Source organism: Maribellus comscasis, assembly GCF_009762775.1.
GTDB lineage: Bacteria > Bacteroidota > Bacteroidia > Bacteroidales > Prolixibacteraceae > Draconibacterium > Draconibacterium comscasis.
Genome location: NZ_CP046401.1, coordinates 4,121,213 through 4,138,307 on the forward strand (window position 1 = coordinate 4,121,213; position 17,095 = coordinate 4,138,307).

Here is a 17,095-nt window from a genome sequence, read left to right on the forward strand (position 1 = left end):
CCTTGGTTAACACAGTTTACAATAATGCTTTATACATTTGTTTATTAAATTGATATGGTAAAGTTATAAAATATAGAACCAACACATTTTAAAAAGCATATTATGAAACGAATTTTACAAATGATTACCGTTTTTGCTTTGGTAATTGCTGTGACAAATGCATTTGCCCAAGGAAAAGCTAAAATTGTTTTTGATGAACTTGAACACAATTTTGGAAACTTTAAAGAATCTGAAGGTGTTCAAAAAACTACTTTTAAATTTACCAATCAGGGAGAAACTCCACTTGTTTTAAACAATGTTAGAGCTTCTTGTGGCTGTACTACTCCTAAGTGGACAAAAGAACCGGTTGCTCCGGGTGGTGAGGGGGAAATTATCGTGAGTTATGATCCCAAAAATCGTCCGGGCTCGTTTAACAAATCAGTCACTGTTCAATCAAATGCTGAAAATTCTACCGTAATATTAAGGATAATGGGTAGTGCGCAGCAAAGGGAAAAAACGTTGGCGGAACTGTATCCTAGAAAAGTGGGTGCCTTAAGGGTGAAAACCAACCATATTTCTTTCTCCAAAATGACAGAAAAAGAAAAAGATACCAAAGATTTGGAGTTGGTCAACGATACAGATGGTCCGGTTAAAGTTGGATTCCGGAGCGTCCCCGGGCATTTAACCGCGAAAGTTGAACCCGAAACAATTCCGGCGCATGGCAAGGGAAAATTGGTTGTTACTTATGATGCTGAAAAAGTAAACGCTTTTGGTTTTGCATCTCACCGAATTTATCTTTCGCTTGACGGAAGCAACGATTATAAAAGTTCAATCGGGATTAGTGCAACTATCGAAGAAGATTTTTCGAATCTTACATCTGAACAACTGGCAAATGCCCCGGTAGCTAACTATCCGGAAAAAACTTTTGATTTTGGTGAAATGACCCAGGGAGAGAAAAAAGAACATACTTTTTCTTTGACAAATGAGGGAAAATCAGATTTGATAATTCGTAATGTACGTTCGTCTTGCGGATGTACAGCTGTTGCTCCGGCTAAAAAAGTTATTGCAGCGGGAGAAACCGCACCAATTAAAGTTACTTTTGATTCGCGCGGGAAACGAGGTCGTCAGAGTAAATCCATAACGGTTATTACAAACGATCCCAAAAATCCAACAACAATACTGCGCATTTCGAGTAATGTTGTTACAACTACTGAAAGTTAAAAAACGTTTATTTAATAGTCATGACAAAGAGTGTCGCAGGTTATTGTCTGCGGCATTTTTTTTTATTGGTCACTTTAATTGAATAGTCGTATTTTTGCATAAAATTGAAAAAGCAGAATGGGAGACAATTCACACGAACATATTGAGAATAATTCTGAATATAAGGGACTTAAAGTAAATAAAGGAATTCCGCAACCCGAAATTGTGAACAATGAATCGGTGCAGCGTTTTCTAACAAAAAAACGGAAACTGCTGTCGGTTGATGAATATGTTAACGGTATTTTAAAAGGAGACATTACTCTTTTGAGTCGGGCTGTTACTTTGGTTGAAAGCTCAAAGCCCGAACATCAGAAAATAGCTCAACAGATTATTGAAAAATGTTTGCCGCACAGTGGAAATTCATTACGAATTGGAATAACCGGAGTTCCCGGAGTTGGGAAAAGTACGTTTATTGAAGCTCTTGGGAAATATTTAACAGGACAGGGAAACAAACTTGCCGTGCTGGCGATCGATCCAAGCAGTGAACGTTCGAAGGGAAGTATTCTTGGAGATAAAACCCGCATGGAAGATTTATCAGGTGATAAAAATGCATATATCCGACCGAGTCCCTCAGCCGGGTCGCTCGGAGGTGTTGCCCGAAAAACCCGTGAAACCATTGTTCTTTGTGAAGCTGCGGGGTTTTCTCATATTTTTATCGAAACGGTAGGAGTAGGACAAAGCGAAACAGCCGTGCATTCGATGACTGATTTTTTTCTTTTGCTTATGCTTGCCGGAGCAGGCGATGAATTACAAGGCATAAAACGCGGGATTATGGAAATGGCTGATTTAATTGCCATTAATAAAGCCGATGGACATAATGTGGATAAAGCTAAGATGGCAAAACGACAGTATGAGAATGCTCTTCATTTGTTTCCGGCCAAAGAATCGGAATGGCGACCACAGGTTTTAACCTGTTCGGCTGCAACAAAAAAAGGAATAGTGGATGTTTGGGACAAGATTGAAGAACATAAAAAGCAGACCGCACAAAATGGATATTTTTCCCGTAAACGTAACCAGCAGGCAATTTTTTGGATGCATGAAACCATTCAGGAACAACTGAAAAGAGATTTTTATCAAAATCCTTTCATCAAGGGAAAAATTGCAGAAATGGAATCCAGCGTTTTAAATAACCAAATGAGTTCTTTTGTTGCCGCGGGTGAATTATTGAAAATACATAACGAAAATCAAAAAGAGAGTTAAGAACTCTCTTTTTTTCTTTACGGTTTTTCTGTTTCTGCATCATTGTGAAAACCTTTTTCTTTCATTCTTTGAATAATTCTTTCTCTTTTTTCATCCGGAATTTTTTTCCATTTTTCTTCCAAGCGGCCGTGCCAGTACTTCTTTTTGCGGTCGGAATGCCAGTTGCGTCCATGACAACCGCCCGAAAACAGAATTTTTGACAAAATCAGTATGCCGGCAGCCTGCCAAAAAGTTATCGCTCCCAGACTGAACAGGGCAGGCATTAACCAGTTCCAAAGCCACATCGTGACAAAAATGGCCAATACAAAAAATGCGGTTCCAAAAAATATTGCGCCTGTAATATACCTTACTTTTTTCATTACTTTATTGTTTTAATTGTTGATATAATCCTTTTAATTTTTCACGTAAATAGAGCACTGCGTATCTTTTCCGCGAAATGAGTGTATTTACTTTCTCTCCGGAAATCCGGCTTATTTCCCTGAACGAACGGTTTTCGAATTCATGGAGAACAAAAACTTCCCGCTGTTCCTCTGGCAATTCATCCAGGGCTTCTTCAATTTCCTCCCAGATTATTTTACGAAATAAGTCTTCTTCCGGACCGTCGTTTAGTGTTGGCAAAATATCTTCGAGATATAAAACCCCATCATCGCTTACAGAGTTTTTTATTTCCTTATCGCTGAATAAATCCGGCTTCTTCTTTCGTTTTAAATCGATAACACGGTTGATAGCTGTTTTATACAACCACGAGGAAATATTTTCAACAGACCGAATGTGTTCGTAGCTGCTAAAGAATTGGATGAAAACATCCTGCAAAACATCTTCCGCTTGTTCCAGGGGCAAGTGTCTGCGGATATAATTCAGCAAACTTTTATTTTGTTTGCGGAAAGTCTGTTCAACATGTTCTGTTTTCACCATTGTTTAATTGTCTTCTGTTTTTTGAGACGATCAACTCAAAAATATATTTTAGGAAATTTCGTATTATTTTCTGATACGTTGAAATTGTTTTCGGTAAGCAGACTAATTTATGGATAGAACCATACACTACAGTATGGTTAAAAGCTTCAAATGCGTTAAATTTGTAGAACCTTTCAAAATTAGAAATGTTATAGTAACTTAAAGTCAATAATCAAAAAAACAGACATAATGAATTACGATGTAATTGTTGTTGGAAGTGGTCCTGGTGGATATGTTGCTGCCATTCGAGCATCGCAGCTTGGATTAAAAGTTGCCGTTGTTGAAAAAGAAAATATCGGTGGTATTTGTTTGAACTGGGGATGTATTCCAACCAAATCATTACTTAAAAGTGCACAAGCCTTTGAATATGCCAAACACGCTGCTGATTACGGAATTTCAATAGAAGGCGATGTAAAACCCGACCTCGCTGCGATGGTAAAACGTAGCCGTGGTGTTGCCGATGGAATGAGCAAAGGTGTTCAGTTTCTTTTCAAAAAAAATAAAATTGAACAGCTGCTGGGTTTTGGCAAATTAACGGCAAAAAATACAGTTGAAGTTACCGATGATTCGGGCAAGAAAAAGGCATACACAGCAAAACATATTATTTTGGCCACAGGAGCCCGCTCGCGTGAATTACCAAATTTAACGCAGGACGGAGAGAAAATTATTGGTTACCGCAAAGCGTTGGTTTTGGATAAACAACCTGAAAGTATGGTTGTGGTTGGCTCCGGAGCTATTGGTAGTGAGTTCGCTTACTTTTATCAATCAATCGGAACCCAGGTGACTCTTGTTGAGTTTATGCCAACCTTGGTTCCAAACGAAGACGAAGAAGTTGCTAAACAACTGGAGCGATCATTCAAAAAAATGAAAATGAAGGTGCTGACTTCTTCTTCGGTTGAAAAAGTAGATACTTCAGGTAAGAAATGCAAGGTTACTGTTAAAACAAAAAAGGGAGAAGAACTTATTGAAGCCGATGTTGTTCTTTCCGCTGTGGGCATTACTCCAAATACAGAAGGAATTGGTTTGGAAGAATTAGGCGTTGAAACCGATAAAGGACGTGTAAAAGTTGATGATTTTTATCGCACCAATATTGAAGGAGTTTATGCCATTGGTGATATTCTGGCAGGCCCTGCTTTAGCGCATGTTGCATCGGCAGAAGGAATCGTTTGCGTAGAAAAAATTGCCGGTCTGAATCCGGAACCGGTTGATTACGGTAATATTCCTGGATGTACATATACAAGCCCTGAGGTATCATCAGTAGGAATGACTGAGGCCAAAGCAAAAGATGCAGGTTACGAAATTAAAGTAGGAAAATTTCCTTATTCGGCGAGTGGAAAAGCAAGCGCTGCGGGCCAGAAAGATGGCTTTGTGAAATTAATATTTGATGCCAAATATGGTGAACTATTGGGAGCGCACATGATTGGAGGAAATGTTACCGAAATGGTTGCAGAAATGGTAGTAGCCAAAAAACTGGAAATTACCGGTCATGAATTGATTAAGTCAATCCATCCGCATCCGACAATGAGTGAAGCGATCATGGAAGCAGCAGCTGCTGCTTATGATGAGGTGATACATTTATAGTAATTTGACATAAGATATGAACCCGGGGGATTTTCTTCCGGGTTTTTTATTTTGTCCATATTCGACGAAGTGATTAAATTGGTCGAAAATTCCGTAATTAATTGAAAATCAGAAAGAATGTTTTGCGGGTAAAGATTTAATTATAAATTTGCTTCCGTTAAATAAACAGCTACACACTGAATGAATATCTCATTTGTCGATTTCAAGAGAAAACTGAATTTAATTAACACACTTAATAAATTTTAAACGAATGAAAAAACTAACGCTATTCGCAGCATTGTTTATGCTGATTCAGGTAACTTTTGCCGGTGGTATATTAACAAATACAAACCAAAGTGCCCAGTTCATTCGCATGATGTCGAGAAATGCATCAACCGATATTGATGCGGTTTATTTTAATCCTGCGGGTTTAATAAAATTGGAAGATGGTTGGCATTTTGCCTTTTACAGCCAAACTATTTTTCAGGATAAAACGGTTGACAGTAAATTTCCTTTGCTAAATGACGGACACTATGTCGGGGAAGTAACTGTACCTGTTTTTCCCACTGCTTATGCGGTTTACAAAAAAGAAAACTGGGCATTTTCTCTGGGGTTTGGGCCAAATGCCGGTGGCGGTTCTGCTGATTTTGACAGAGGCTTGCCTTCGTTTGAAATACCAATAACCAAGGTTGTTCCGGGACTTGCTGCACTAAGCCAAATCGATCCGACATTGGATGTAACAGGGTATAACGCTGATTTGTCGTTTAACGGAAGTTCCGTTTTTTGGGGTATCCAATTGGGGGCGACATATAAAATAAACGATATTCTTTCGGTTTATGGTGGCGTCAGGTACATGCCATCGAAAAACACATATGAAGGTGCTATTAAAAATATTCAGTTGCAGGTTGCAGGACAATATTTTGCAGCTCCTGCCTGGCTTTCAGGAACAGCCTCAACAGTTAGCGATTTGGCAACCCTGGCAGGTGCAGCTGCCGCGCAACTTGGAGGAACGGCCTCTAATTTGCAACCTTTAGTCGATGGCGGCGCAGGTTCCTATACTTTGGCTCAGTTGGAGGAGGCCCAGTATATTGATGCAACAACGCGCGCCCAATTAGAGGGGGGATTGTTAAGTTTAGGAGTAGCTCAGGGACAAATTGATCAAATGCCGCTGTCTACTGTTCAGGGAACATACTCTACGGCTGCTGATACCTACAGTGGACAGGCCACTACATTAAATAATACTGCCACTACTTTGAATGGAACTGCAGAGCAATTGGGAGACAAAGAAGTTAAAACTGAACAAACGGGTGCTGGTTTTACTCCAATGCTTGGGCTACACATTTCTCCAACCGAAAACCTGGATATTGCGGTGAAATATGAAATGAAAACCATCCTTAAACTTACCAACGATACCGAAGTTGACGATCTTGGATTATTCCCCGACGGAGATGAAACAAGGAACGATGTGCCGGCCATTCTTGGAATAGGGATTGGTTATAAACCGGTAAACTGGCTGGAAGCTCAATTTTCATATACCGGTTATTTTAATAAAGGTGTTGATTGGGGATACAATACAAGATACCTGGCAGGTGGAACGATGGTCAAACGCGAAATTGATAAAAATGGTTATGAACTTGGTCTGGGACTTCAGTTTAATCTGAGTGAAAAATTTGCAGTAAGTGTTGGCGGACTTGTTGGAGATATGGGTGTGGCAGACAGCTATCAAAGCGACTTTAGTTACAGTAACCCCTCTTCTACCATTGGTTTTGGATTTATGTGGAAAATTACGGACAAACTGGTATTTGATGCTGGTTTCTCTGATACTTTTTATAAAGATCAGACAATTTCCTTTACCGACGTTGATTTAGGTAGCTACGAGGAAACACTAGGTAAAACTACTGTTAATTTTGCAGCAGGCTTGTCTTACAGCATTTTTTAATGAAGAATGAAATAAAAGTTAAGCTGTCCGGTTTGGGCAGCTTTTTTATTTTAATAACCCTGCAGCATTCGCAAAAACCATTTCAAAACTTTTGTCTACCAATGCCGACTTTTCAGAGTTGTAAACCGGAAACGGATTTTCGTGTGAATACTGGTACGGAAAATCAAATGTATGAAGTTGAAAGTGAAATTTTTTATGACCACTTTTTAATGTGTTATTGATGTGTTTTGCCGGGATTACCTGATCCTTTAATAATCCGATAGCAGTTATCTTTTTTGATAATCTTGAAAGGCCCTTTTCTTTTAACTTTGAAAATGAAGGAATCGGAATCATAGCTTTGAACGATTTTACGACTGAATGTAAGGGAGTTGATAGATTCTTTTTTGTTTCAGTAACAGATTTTCGTTCAAAGTTGCGGAGGTAGAAATCATTTAAATCCCGATAAGCAAGATTGTCCATTATAAGTTTCGAAGTTCCGCTCATATTGTCAAAAGTAGTTCCGCCGCAAAACAAAACAGCTTTCGATTTTTTTAAAAGATTTCCAGGATTAGCCATAAACATTATTTGGGTGAGGAATGCGCCAATTGAATACCCGAAGAAATTGATTTGCGTATTTTCTTCAAGCAAGGGATAATCGCCGTTTTTGATTTGATTTAGAAGCTGAATCAAATCATGGGCGCTTTGTAGTCCACCACGGTAAAAGCGCATAGGATCTTCGGATAAGCGATCGCTTAAAGCAGCATTCGCAAAAGAAGCCTGGATAATATTTTGATGCATATTTTTTCTTGAGTTAACCAGCATATTCATTGCCCGCGGGTCGCTCCATTCTCTTTTCCCGCGGTTCATATGAAATGCCAGGGGGAAAAGAATGATGGTCCGGGCGGTTTGTTCTGCCAAATAAGTTGCCCAGGACAGGTACTTGCTCCAGTCGCGTTCATTTAATCCATGTAATAAGATAATAGCCCGGTTATTTTTTTTGTCGGAAGGAGTGAATACAGGGTATTTAAAATGCCAGTTTTCTTCAATCTTGGAATCTTCAATACCAAATTGATTTTGGAAAATACCATTTTTTAACAATGACGTTTGGAAGGATGAATGAAATTCAAGATTTCGGATACAAACATCAGAATGAGGAACTTTAATACATCGCTTGTTAAGGGAGAAAAGTGTTGCGAGTTGCTGGTGTAAGTGTGTGTAATTCATGTGCTTCCAATTTGTAGAAGTGAAATTAGCTGGGTTTTTTCTGTGTTGCAAAAGAATGGGATTGCCTGCCAAAAATCAGGGACAAGATTGTTGATTTAGGGGGGAGATTGTTCATTGTGGGGTGAAATTTTACGATTAGATTCTACGATTCTGATAAGATTTCTTTATTTAAAGCTTATTTTTGAAAAAATTCTGGACTATGCTTATCTGGGAAAAAAAGATACCTGAATTTCTGATTTTTAGAAAAAACATTGTCAACCGAATTCTTTTTACGGCTGCTTTTGCTTTGGTATTCATAAATATTTATGCGCCGTTTGGAGTAAATACCTGGTACAATGTTACCAAATTGGAACTGTTTTTATATTCCAGTGGCTTAATCTTAACCGGAATTTTAGTTATGGTAATCAGCCGTATATTAATGTTTCAGATAAACAAAAAGCATAAATTAAATTATTTGCAGTACGGAAGCTGGGAACTGACTGAAATCGTTATAATGGCATTTGTTTATACATTGCTTAAAGTATTTTTTCTTCATGAAAAGAGTGATATTGTCGATGATTTTGTCGTTTCGCTTCAAATAACTGCCCTGGTTGTTATTTTGCCATATATAATACTCACCTTATATTTTTCCTGGCAGGACAAATCAAAAAAGTTGGAGAGCCTGGAGCAATTGAAAGAGGATACCAATGTAAAAGCAAGCAAGCTTCTTCCTTTCTACGACGAAAAGGAGGTTATGCGGTTTTCCATGTTGCCTTCAGATATTCTTTATCTTGAGGCCGCTGATAATTATGTAACCATCTATTTTTTGAATAAACAGAAAATATCACATTATCTTCTTCGTAACAGTTTAAAAAATCTTGGAGAATATCTTTCTGAATATTCATTTATTCGGTGTCACCGTTCGTTTATTGTAAATTTTGAAAAAGTAAAACTTATTCGCAAAGAAAAAGACGGATTAAAGCTTGAAATCGACGCGCCGACGGAATTAATTATTCCGGTTTCAAAGACATATTCACAGGAGGTTTTAAATGAGTTTGTAAAAACAGGAAGTTAATCTGAGGGTTTCCATCGGAAGGATTTGTTGTCAACAGCCCGTTGCACAGCAAGAATGCCATCCAGATGATCAAATTCATGCTGTATGAGTTCCGCCATGTCGTCTTCCAGCTGCCAGGTTTGTTTTTCCCAGTTCAGGTCGTAGAATGAAAGTGTGAGTTTTTTGTGCCGCTTTACTTTTACGAACAGATTGGGGAAGCTCATACAATCATCCCATAACTCAATCATCTCGTTGCCCGGGATTTTAAGTTCGGGGTTTATGATTGCAATCGGTTTATCAATATTTATGCATACAATTCGTTTTAAAAGACCAATTTGAGGTGCGGAAATGGCGCGTCCTGCACCGTATTTTTCTCGAAAATCAAGTACAGTTTCAAACATCAGATTAAATTGCGGTAGTAATTCTTTAAGTTCTGATTTTTCAACGGGGACTGATTTTTCGTAAAGTTTTGGATCTCCCAGTAATAATATATCCTTTACAGCCATTTGTTTTTTATGTAAATATACTTTTTAGAAATGAAAAAAAGGCTGCCCGAAGAATTCGGACAACCTTAAAGACTAACCTGGTATCAAAAAATAAAAAATACGGGTGATGGTTATTAATTAATTCAAATCAAAAATTTCTGAGTAATCTTCCCCGTCAGCCAATTTGGCGGTAAGAACAAATTCCGTTTTACCTTCTTGTTTTAGCGGTGTTAAATCGAACCGAAGTTCTTTTGTAAATAGTGCTTCACACATGTCTCCGTTGGCGTTGTGCCTGATTTCCAAAGTAGGGATATTGGATGAACCAGTGACCCAGGGGTGCATCCGTGCGAGATCTATCGTATGTTCCTGACATCCTCCACTGTACGATAGTTTTATCTGCAAACAATCGCCATCAATAAAAGCTTCATGAACAAAAACCGGATCGCGTGCAAGGCTGTCATAGTTGTTAAAGTTTAAATCTACATATGGTGCACAATTTAACTCTTCCACATATGAAATATCGCTGGCAGCCCCCCGGTCGCAGGTTGGTATAACATTTGGCAATTCTTTGTATTCAACCAAAACACGTTGTCCCTGTGTAAAAGTAAAACCATCGGGGTAATAAAGCGGCTGAATACGGTTACCGTTGTCGAGTTCAATTACAATGCCACAACTTGCGGCACCTGCATAATCTACTACTGTACCGGTTTCCATCAGGGTTACTTCATCGTCCTGCTGGCAACTGGCAAACAAAAAAACAGCAAATATTAATGGAATTAATAATTGTTTCATGGCATTTTGTTTCTGTTGAATAATTAACGCATAAATGAGTTGCTTTATTTTGTTATCCGGACAAATTATTCATATACAGGGTTTTTTACAGTTCCCATAAAAAGAATTGCTCCGGTATCCTTTTCAGTAATGGCGTAAAAAAACGGACGGTTGGCATTAAATTCCACAAACAGCGGTACAGAGGTTGTCTCAACTCCAACAACGGTGACGGCAGCAGCCTCAGTTCCTTCCTCGTTTACCTCGATAAAAGTCTTGTGTTTTACAAAGTCGATTTTTAGCTGCCCGTTTTTGTTTATTCCTGTAAAATCAGCGGCGTCGGTAAATGCAACTCCCATTCCCATTTCCGACAAAACATCGTTTAACTTGATTTCATATTTGTATTTGAATTTTGGAAGACTTATGATGACGTCTTCTGTCTCTGCAAAACTTTGCATCCATGTTTCCCAATTGTCTTTATCCAGTTTGTCTACAATATCCTGAAGTGTTTTATCCGTTTCGGGAAGAAAAACAAACATGTTGTATTTCCCTTTTCCGTAGGGTAGCTGAATGGCGCTAAACAAATCGTTGGATGCCATTTCAACGGTTTGGGTTTGATTCATAAAATCAGTTTGTATAGTGGAGCCGCTATCCGGATAAAAAGGATCTTCTGTTGTTTTATCTTTGTCAAATTCCGATGCCCACATTCCTTTAAAATAAATGGCATTAATAAGAAACATCACTTGTTCAGGTGAAATTTCATCCAAAATTTTGTCAATTTTATCATGCGTTTTTTCGGCAACCCATCCGTTGATGGTTTCCAAAGCATTGGGCGAGCTAAAGTCCAGTGCATCTACTTCAGCGTTGTAATATTCTTTGTTCGTCGAAATAAAATCCTGCTCTACATCAAACCCTTCGCGGTAATATATTGCATTTGCAATTTCGAGAAGTACTTTTTTATCCAGCGATTTTAAACCGTCAACCAATGTTTGGTACGATGTGTTGATCGCTTCAGATGTTAAACCATATACTTTTAACGTTTTCTCCATCGCCGTTTTTGTTTCTCCGTTGGCTCCGTTGTATGTCATTGCCAATGCCAGGCTTACACTTAATGGCGACACCATAATGTTGTCGGATTGGGTTTCAAAGGCATAGATATTCTGGAAGAGTTCAAAACCAAAACTATTCTCGGCTTCCAGTAATTGAGCCGTTTTTTCGGTGAGTTTTATTTCATCAATTTCGTCGTTTGAATTTGCCAAATCGCAGCCAAAGACAAAAAAAGAAGCCAGTATAAGTGAGAAAATGAATTTAAGTTTCATAGCTTTTGTTTTAATTTCTGTTGTTCTCCTGCAATTGATGTTCCAAAGATGAGTGAACACAGAAAAAGGTTGCGTGAATTTGTTTATTGGGAAAACGCAACCTTTTATTTTGTTATTTCATCTGGATAATGTTTTCGTGTAGTTTTTATCGTTTGTAGTATGAAAATTGAGGATAGACGTTCGGGATTGATTAAAGGAATATTCCTTAATTTTGAACGGAATTTATATAACCTGATTTGGAAGACCTTAAAAATATAGTTGAAGCTTGTGCTTCCGGCGATGTGCGTGCACAGGAGAAGTTGTACAAAATGTTTGCTCCGAAAATGTACGGCGTCTGTCTTCGCTATGCGAAAGATGCTACAGAAGCTGAGGATAATTTACAGGATGGATTTTTTAAGGTTTTTACAAATATTAAAGGATTCAGACATGAAGGTTCTTTGGAAGGCTGGATACGAAGGATAATGGTGAATGTGTCACTTGAAAAATACAGGAAACAAAACATGTTGCATCCGGTAGAAGATGTTTCTATTTATGATAGTCAGCATATTTCTGAAGATATTTTAGATAAGATTTCAGCAAAGGAATTGATAGAACTTATTCACCAGCTTCCGCCACGATACAGGATGGTGTTTAACCTCTTTGTAATGGAAGGTCTGAGTCATCAGCAGATAAGTGAAGAAATGCAAATTACCGTTGGAACCTCGAAGTCGAACCTCGCACGCGCACGGGATATTTTGAAACGTAAAGTAACTGAACTTTACAAAGTTGTAGGAACAAATGAAAATTATTCTGCATGAATATGGAGGAACAAAATATGGATAAGGCCATTCGCGAGAAACTGGAAAGGTTTTCGCAGCAACCGCCGTTGCATGTCTGGGACAATATCCAGGGGCAATTGCAGGCGCAAAAGCGAAAACACAGGATTGTGTTTTTTAGTCGAATTGCAGCAGCAGCAGTAGTGCTACTGGCGTTTTTGGCAGGATGGTATTTTAATGAGAAGTCGGGGCAGATTACTCCTGTCGTAACACAAAATGAAATACAAAATATAAATAAGAATATTGAAAACGAAAATGCCAAATCAAACAGTGAGAGTGAGAAAATAGACCCTAATGCGTTTAATGAGAATAACATAGCTGGAACAGAAAGTAAACCTCAGATAAAGCATAATGAAAAAGAAAAGGATACCGGGCTTGAATCGATTGTTCAGGAAGAAGAAACTACATATTTTATAGCCGATGCCAAAATTCATCAAAAACTGTCGGGAGAAGAATCAGCTGAATCAGAAACAAAGGAAGTTGCTCATCTTAATTTGCTGGATAAAATCGAAACACAGTTTAAAACGAGTGAAGACAGAGATTTAAAGCTAAAAGAAAAATCAATTCCGGTAAATGAAATGAGCGGAACTGATGAAGTTCTGATTGCTGAAAATATCAGAAATCTGAATGAATCCGGCAGAGAGGAATCGAAATGGAAGCTGGGGCTTCAGGTGTCGCCGGGCTACTCTTCTCAAAATTCGAACTATAGTGAAGATTACTCTAATTCAATGACTTACTCCGGTCAGAACGGAAATGCAAATGTCACGGGTGGTATTTCGGTACAGATGAAAGCCGGGAAGAAATGGAGCCTTGAAAGCGGTGTGTATTATTCGCAAAACGGGCAGCGATCAACAAATTCAGAGGCGTTTAATTCCAATTCGTTGATGTACGCAGCAGATTACGCACCACTGGGCGGAGAGAGAAAATCATATTTTAACACAGTAGTAAATTTATCCAATGGTCAGATTGAAATGAATAGTACTGCGGGAACAATTCAGTTCTCTTCTGCTCCGGCGGGTACGGAGGTTGGTTCTGAACTCGACGGAGATGCATATAGTCCAGGTCCTGCAAATTCAAATACACTGTTGACTGAAGGAGAATTTTCACAGGTTTTTGATTTTATTGAAATACCTTTGTATTTGCGTTATTCACTGGTCAACGCAAAATTTGGTATTGAACTGATGGGAGGTGTAAATGCCGGAATTGTTGCCGGAAACAACGTTTATATGGAAAATCAGTACGGCAACCAGAACATTGGCAAAACCAAAGATATTTCATCTGTAAACATATCAGGAACTGTGGGAGTGGGCTTGAATTATGCGTTAAGCAAAAATATCTCTTTGGCTGTGGAACCTCGTTTTAGCTACTATTTGAATTCTATTAATCAAAACTCTGATGTGAGTTTTCGTCCTTACCGTATTGGTGTTTATACCGGTCTGTATTATGAGTTTTAATTCTTTTATTTTTTGGTTGCGCTACAAAATTGTTCACATCACGAATTATTCATCGTTGATATTTTTATGATTAACCTGTCGATAGTAAACCAAAAATTGTTTTTAATAAAAAGGCCTGGTTAACCGAAATTGAAATTTTGTCTAATGGAGTGAAGCGCTTAAAGCTAACTTATCATGAAAAACCTTTTGTTTTGTGCAAAGAAAATTCCGGATTTAAATGGGTACCTGTGAAATAAGGAAATAAAATACCTTCCGTAACTAAATTGTTTATGCTGAAGGCATTTACAGAGCAACGGATTAAGCGCGCTACTACTGAATAATATCTCCAAAGAATACTCCGTTCATAAACATTTTATTGGTTCCAAGCCAGAATCCACGGAAGGTCATGTTTTCATAAAAGCTAATCAGATTACCGCGACCAACTGATTGAACTGAAATCACCGGTGCATTTTTTATTCGGTCAATATTTTTTTCTGAAACATAACCACTCACATAAGGTTCGGAAGTATATTTTACCGGTTCTGCATATTTGGAATCCAGTTTTTCAGCAACCTGGGAATTGGTTTTAAAAAATGCCAAATTGCTTCTTGAATATCCGTAACAAAGCGGGTGTGTAATATCCATTTCTGCATTTAAAATTATTCCGCTTATGGAATGGATGTTGTATTCTTTTGAACGGTCGGCATACGAAAAGTTCAGGGTTGTATCATTTTTAATTTCTTTTTTGAATTTGGTTTTCCCTATTTCATTTTTGCTTGCCCAGGAAGCCGCATTTTTATATGCGATTAAAGTTCCGCCATCCTGCACCCACGATTTTATTTTTTGGACATCAGAATTACCAAGTTCATAGTACGAACCACCAGGCATAATCAACGTGGTATACGGGCTTAAATTTACCGAACGCAAATCTCCGGTTTCAGTTAAACAAATTGGAATTTTAAAGCGTTGATCAAACATATGCCATATTTCCCCGGCATCACTACTTCTGGTACTTCCGGCAACAAGCATCAAAACTTCGGGGCGTTTTAATACATCAAAATTACCACTTCCCAGGTCAATTCCTTCCGGCGAGAGTCCGGTGTCCATTCCGTAAAAGTCGATGCCTGTTTTTTTTGCAACACTTGTTACGAGGCTATAGATCTGGTTTTCATCCAATCGCTGACCACTTACCGGAATCAAAATCGTTCCATAGGTAAAACTTTCCTTTTTCCCTTCAATGTCAAAGGTGAACCCTTTGGTGGCAACTTTGGTAATAAGCCCTGCTTTTTGAATTGCATACAACGCTTCCGGTGTGTAAAACTCATCCCAACGGAAAAGATAAGCCAGACTGCTTTTTCCCCCAACAATTTTTCCCTCAGGTTCTTCAGAATAAATTTCAACAGACGACTGTTGAATATCTTTTAGTGCAGTGATTTCCGCATAAGGAATATCGTATGCAAAAGGGAAAGTCCATGTGGAAACATCGTAGAATGTGCTGTCGGTAAAAGTAGTCGCCTTTCCAAAAATCGATTTTAAAAGCCTGTATTGCGTTTGTTTTACCGGAACAACAAAAGATTGATCGGCTTTGAACAAGACTCCATTTTTTGTAATATCCTTTTGATTTGTATAAACTTTTATTTGGTGCCGGTTCAACAGATCGATAAACAACTGTGTTTTCATTTGATCCTTTTCATCGCCAAACAAATAAGCTTTTACAGCGTCTTTTCCTGCCAGATCTAAGGCTTCTACATTACATTCTTTTTGAAAACTGAGCAGTTCATTTTTTAAATTTAAAGCTGCTTCCAATGTCGAAAGTGTAACCGTAAACTGGTTCCGAATGGCAAACGCAAGCGTTTTTTTTCCGTTTATGGTGTTTCGTGTTCTTCCTCTAAAACCAGCCTGCTCAAACAAGATACCTACACTTCCGTTTACATCGGGATACGAAGAACCTTTCCCAAAGTAATAGTCGTCGTATTGTTCTTCCGAAAAATAAGGTGAACCAATTTTATCCAGAAACTGAGCATGGTATCCGGCAATTTCGTGCGTGAGTTCATAATTTTTTTCAGGTGTTAACGGGTTATTCCGGCTTGGTACACCCGGTTGAAAGAAAAAAGTACTGTTGGCCCCCATTTCATGATGGTCGGTAACAATATTGGGTTTCCATTCATAAAACTTAGCCACCCGTCCACGACTTTCGGGATGAACCTGTAAAAGATAGTCGCGGTTTAAATCGAACCAGTAATGATTGGTTCGCCCGCCAGGCCACACTTCGTTAAACTGCCTCGATTCTGATTTACCCACCGGAACGTAACTCTGATGCATATTGGCCCAGGTACTGTGTCTTGTAAATCCGTCCGGATTTAAACTCGGATCAACCAAAATTATCGTGTTGTTTAAAAGCCGGTCAATTTTATCGCTGTTTGCAGCAGCCAAATAGTAAATTGTTAGCACCGAAGAGTTGGTTGCACTCGATTCATTTCCATGGACGCCATATCCCAGTGTTACAACCAGTGGAACATCATCGGCATTTAAGTTTGAATTGACTTCTGAAAATGAATTGTGGAGATTTTTTAGCTCCTCAAGTTTTTTTTGATTCTCCTGCGAAGTAAAAATCATATGAATTAGAGGTCTGTTTTCATACGACCGGGCATATTCCTGAATAATTGCTCGTCCCGATAAACGATCTATTTCATGAAAGTAGCTTAAAATTTGTTCGTAATTTAAATGCCATTCCCCGATTTCTTGTCCAAAAAATTCTTCGGGCGTAGGAATATTTCTATCATAGTCAACATCGTTTGGAAGGAAATATTCCATTGTTTCCTGTGCACTCCCAAAAAGTGAAATGCAGGAAAACATACAAATTGCAAGCAGAATGTTTTTCATTTTGATCAATTTAGACAGCCTATAAACAGTATTTTGAAGTATTTAAATATTGGAAAAAAAAATGACGGAATCAAAAACAGAGTCAAAATTGTGTGTGAATGTTAATTTTTTGTATAAATATTATGATCGGGGGAACGCTTATTGGAAGTGGAAATAATTAAAACATTTGTTCAGAATTGAATTCTTTTTGTGTTTAAGAATATAATTAGGGAGTAGGGTTTTTTGAATTTGAATTGTAATATTTGCAGAAAAAGATTAAACCTT

The 17,095-nt window shown here is 38.2% G+C and carries 14 protein-coding genes; 7 read left to right on the top strand and 7 right to left on the bottom strand.

What is annotated here, in order from left to right; translation table 11 throughout:
• The first annotated feature begins 102 nt into the window (after positions 1 to 102).
• Both GM418_RS16275 and meaB read left to right on the top strand, forming a co-directional pair.
• Positions 103 to 1,200 (top strand): DUF1573 domain-containing protein, encoded by a 1,098-nt coding sequence (locus GM418_RS16275; RefSeq protein WP_158868187.1) that lies wholly within the window; start codon positions 103 to 105, stop codon positions 1,198 to 1,200.
• 117 nt (positions 1,201 to 1,317) lie between these two features.
• A complete protein-coding gene (meaB, locus tag GM418_RS16280) occupies positions 1,318 to 2,439 on the top strand; it encodes a methylmalonyl Co-A mutase-associated GTPase MeaB (protein WP_158868189.1) in 1,122 nt (373 codons plus the stop codon).
• 17 nt (positions 2,440 to 2,456) lie between these two features.
• Here the strand turns inward: meaB and GM418_RS16285 are convergent, their stop codons facing one another.
• Positions 2,457 to 2,798 carry a hypothetical protein gene (locus GM418_RS16285; RefSeq protein ID WP_158868190.1) on the bottom strand — a complete coding sequence of 114 codons (342 nt, stop codon included), beginning with the start codon at positions 2,796 to 2,798 and terminating at the stop codon, positions 2,457 to 2,459.
• 4 nt (positions 2,799 to 2,802) lie between these two features.
• Entirely contained in the window at positions 2,803 to 3,354 is a 552-nt protein-coding gene (locus tag GM418_RS16290) for an RNA polymerase sigma factor (RefSeq protein WP_158868192.1), read from the bottom strand.
• A gap of 228 nt (positions 3,355 to 3,582) precedes the next feature.
• Here GM418_RS16290 and lpdA point away from each other — a divergent pair, with 228 nt between their 5' ends.
• A complete protein-coding gene (lpdA, locus tag GM418_RS16295; RefSeq protein WP_158868194.1) occupies positions 3,583 to 4,974 on the top strand; it encodes a dihydrolipoyl dehydrogenase in 1,392 nt (463 codons plus the stop codon).
• Between the two features lie 250 nt (positions 4,975 to 5,224).
• Entirely contained in the window at positions 5,225 to 6,892 is a 1,668-nt protein-coding gene (locus tag GM418_RS16300; RefSeq protein WP_158868196.1) for a hypothetical protein, read from the top strand.
• A 45-nt stretch (positions 6,893 to 6,937) separates the two neighbouring features.
• Here GM418_RS16300 and GM418_RS16305 read toward each other — a convergent pair whose 3' ends face one another.
• Positions 6,938 to 8,095 (bottom strand): DUF6051 family protein, encoded by a 1,158-nt coding sequence (locus GM418_RS16305; protein ID WP_158868198.1) that lies wholly within the window; start codon positions 8,093 to 8,095, stop codon positions 6,938 to 6,940.
• 181 nt (positions 8,096 to 8,276) lie between these two features.
• Between GM418_RS16305 and GM418_RS16310 the strand changes: the two genes are divergently transcribed.
• Positions 8,277 to 9,149: a LytR/AlgR family response regulator transcription factor gene (locus GM418_RS16310; RefSeq protein WP_158868201.1), complete on the top strand. Its 873-nt coding sequence runs from the start codon at positions 8,277 to 8,279 to the stop codon at positions 9,147 to 9,149.
• On the opposite strand, the gene GM418_RS16315 is transcribed toward GM418_RS16310, so the two are convergent.
• The 3 genes from GM418_RS16315 to GM418_RS16325 form a co-directional block, all read right to left on the bottom strand.
• Positions 9,146 to 9,634: a peptide deformylase gene (locus tag GM418_RS16315; protein ID WP_158868203.1), complete on the bottom strand. Its 489-nt coding sequence runs from the start codon at positions 9,632 to 9,634 to the stop codon at positions 9,146 to 9,148. The two genes, GM418_RS16310 and GM418_RS16315, sit on opposite strands and share 4 nt — an antisense overlap.
• A gap of 117 nt (positions 9,635 to 9,751) precedes the next feature.
• Positions 9,752 to 10,405 carry a NigD1/NigD2 family lipoprotein gene (locus tag GM418_RS16320; RefSeq protein ID WP_158868205.1) on the bottom strand — a complete coding sequence of 218 codons (654 nt, stop codon included), beginning with the start codon at positions 10,403 to 10,405 and terminating at the stop codon, positions 9,752 to 9,754.
• A gap of 65 nt (positions 10,406 to 10,470) precedes the next feature.
• Entirely contained in the window at positions 10,471 to 11,700 is a 1,230-nt protein-coding gene (locus GM418_RS16325) for a serpin family protein (RefSeq protein WP_158868207.1), read from the bottom strand.
• A gap of 236 nt (positions 11,701 to 11,936) precedes the next feature.
• Here GM418_RS16325 and GM418_RS16330 point away from each other — a divergent pair, with 236 nt between their 5' ends.
• Together GM418_RS16330 and GM418_RS16335 are read left to right on the top strand one after the other, a co-directional pair.
• Positions 11,937 to 12,497, top strand: a complete 561-nt coding sequence (locus GM418_RS16330) for an RNA polymerase sigma factor (RefSeq protein WP_158868209.1) — start codon at positions 11,937 to 11,939, stop codon at positions 12,495 to 12,497.
• On the top strand, positions 12,494 to 13,969 hold the full coding sequence (locus tag GM418_RS16335; protein WP_158868211.1) for an outer membrane beta-barrel protein: 1,476 nt from the start codon (positions 12,494 to 12,496) through the stop codon (positions 13,967 to 13,969). Before GM418_RS16330 ends, GM418_RS16335 begins: the two co-directional genes overlap by 4 nt.
• Before the next feature lie 309 nt (positions 13,970 to 14,278).
• Here the strand turns inward: GM418_RS16335 and GM418_RS16340 are convergent, their stop codons facing one another.
• Positions 14,279 to 16,831, bottom strand: coding sequence for a M14 family zinc carboxypeptidase (locus GM418_RS16340; RefSeq protein ID WP_158868212.1), 2,553 nt, complete (start codon positions 16,829 to 16,831; stop codon positions 14,279 to 14,281).
• Positions 16,832 to 17,095: the final 264 nt, after the last annotated feature.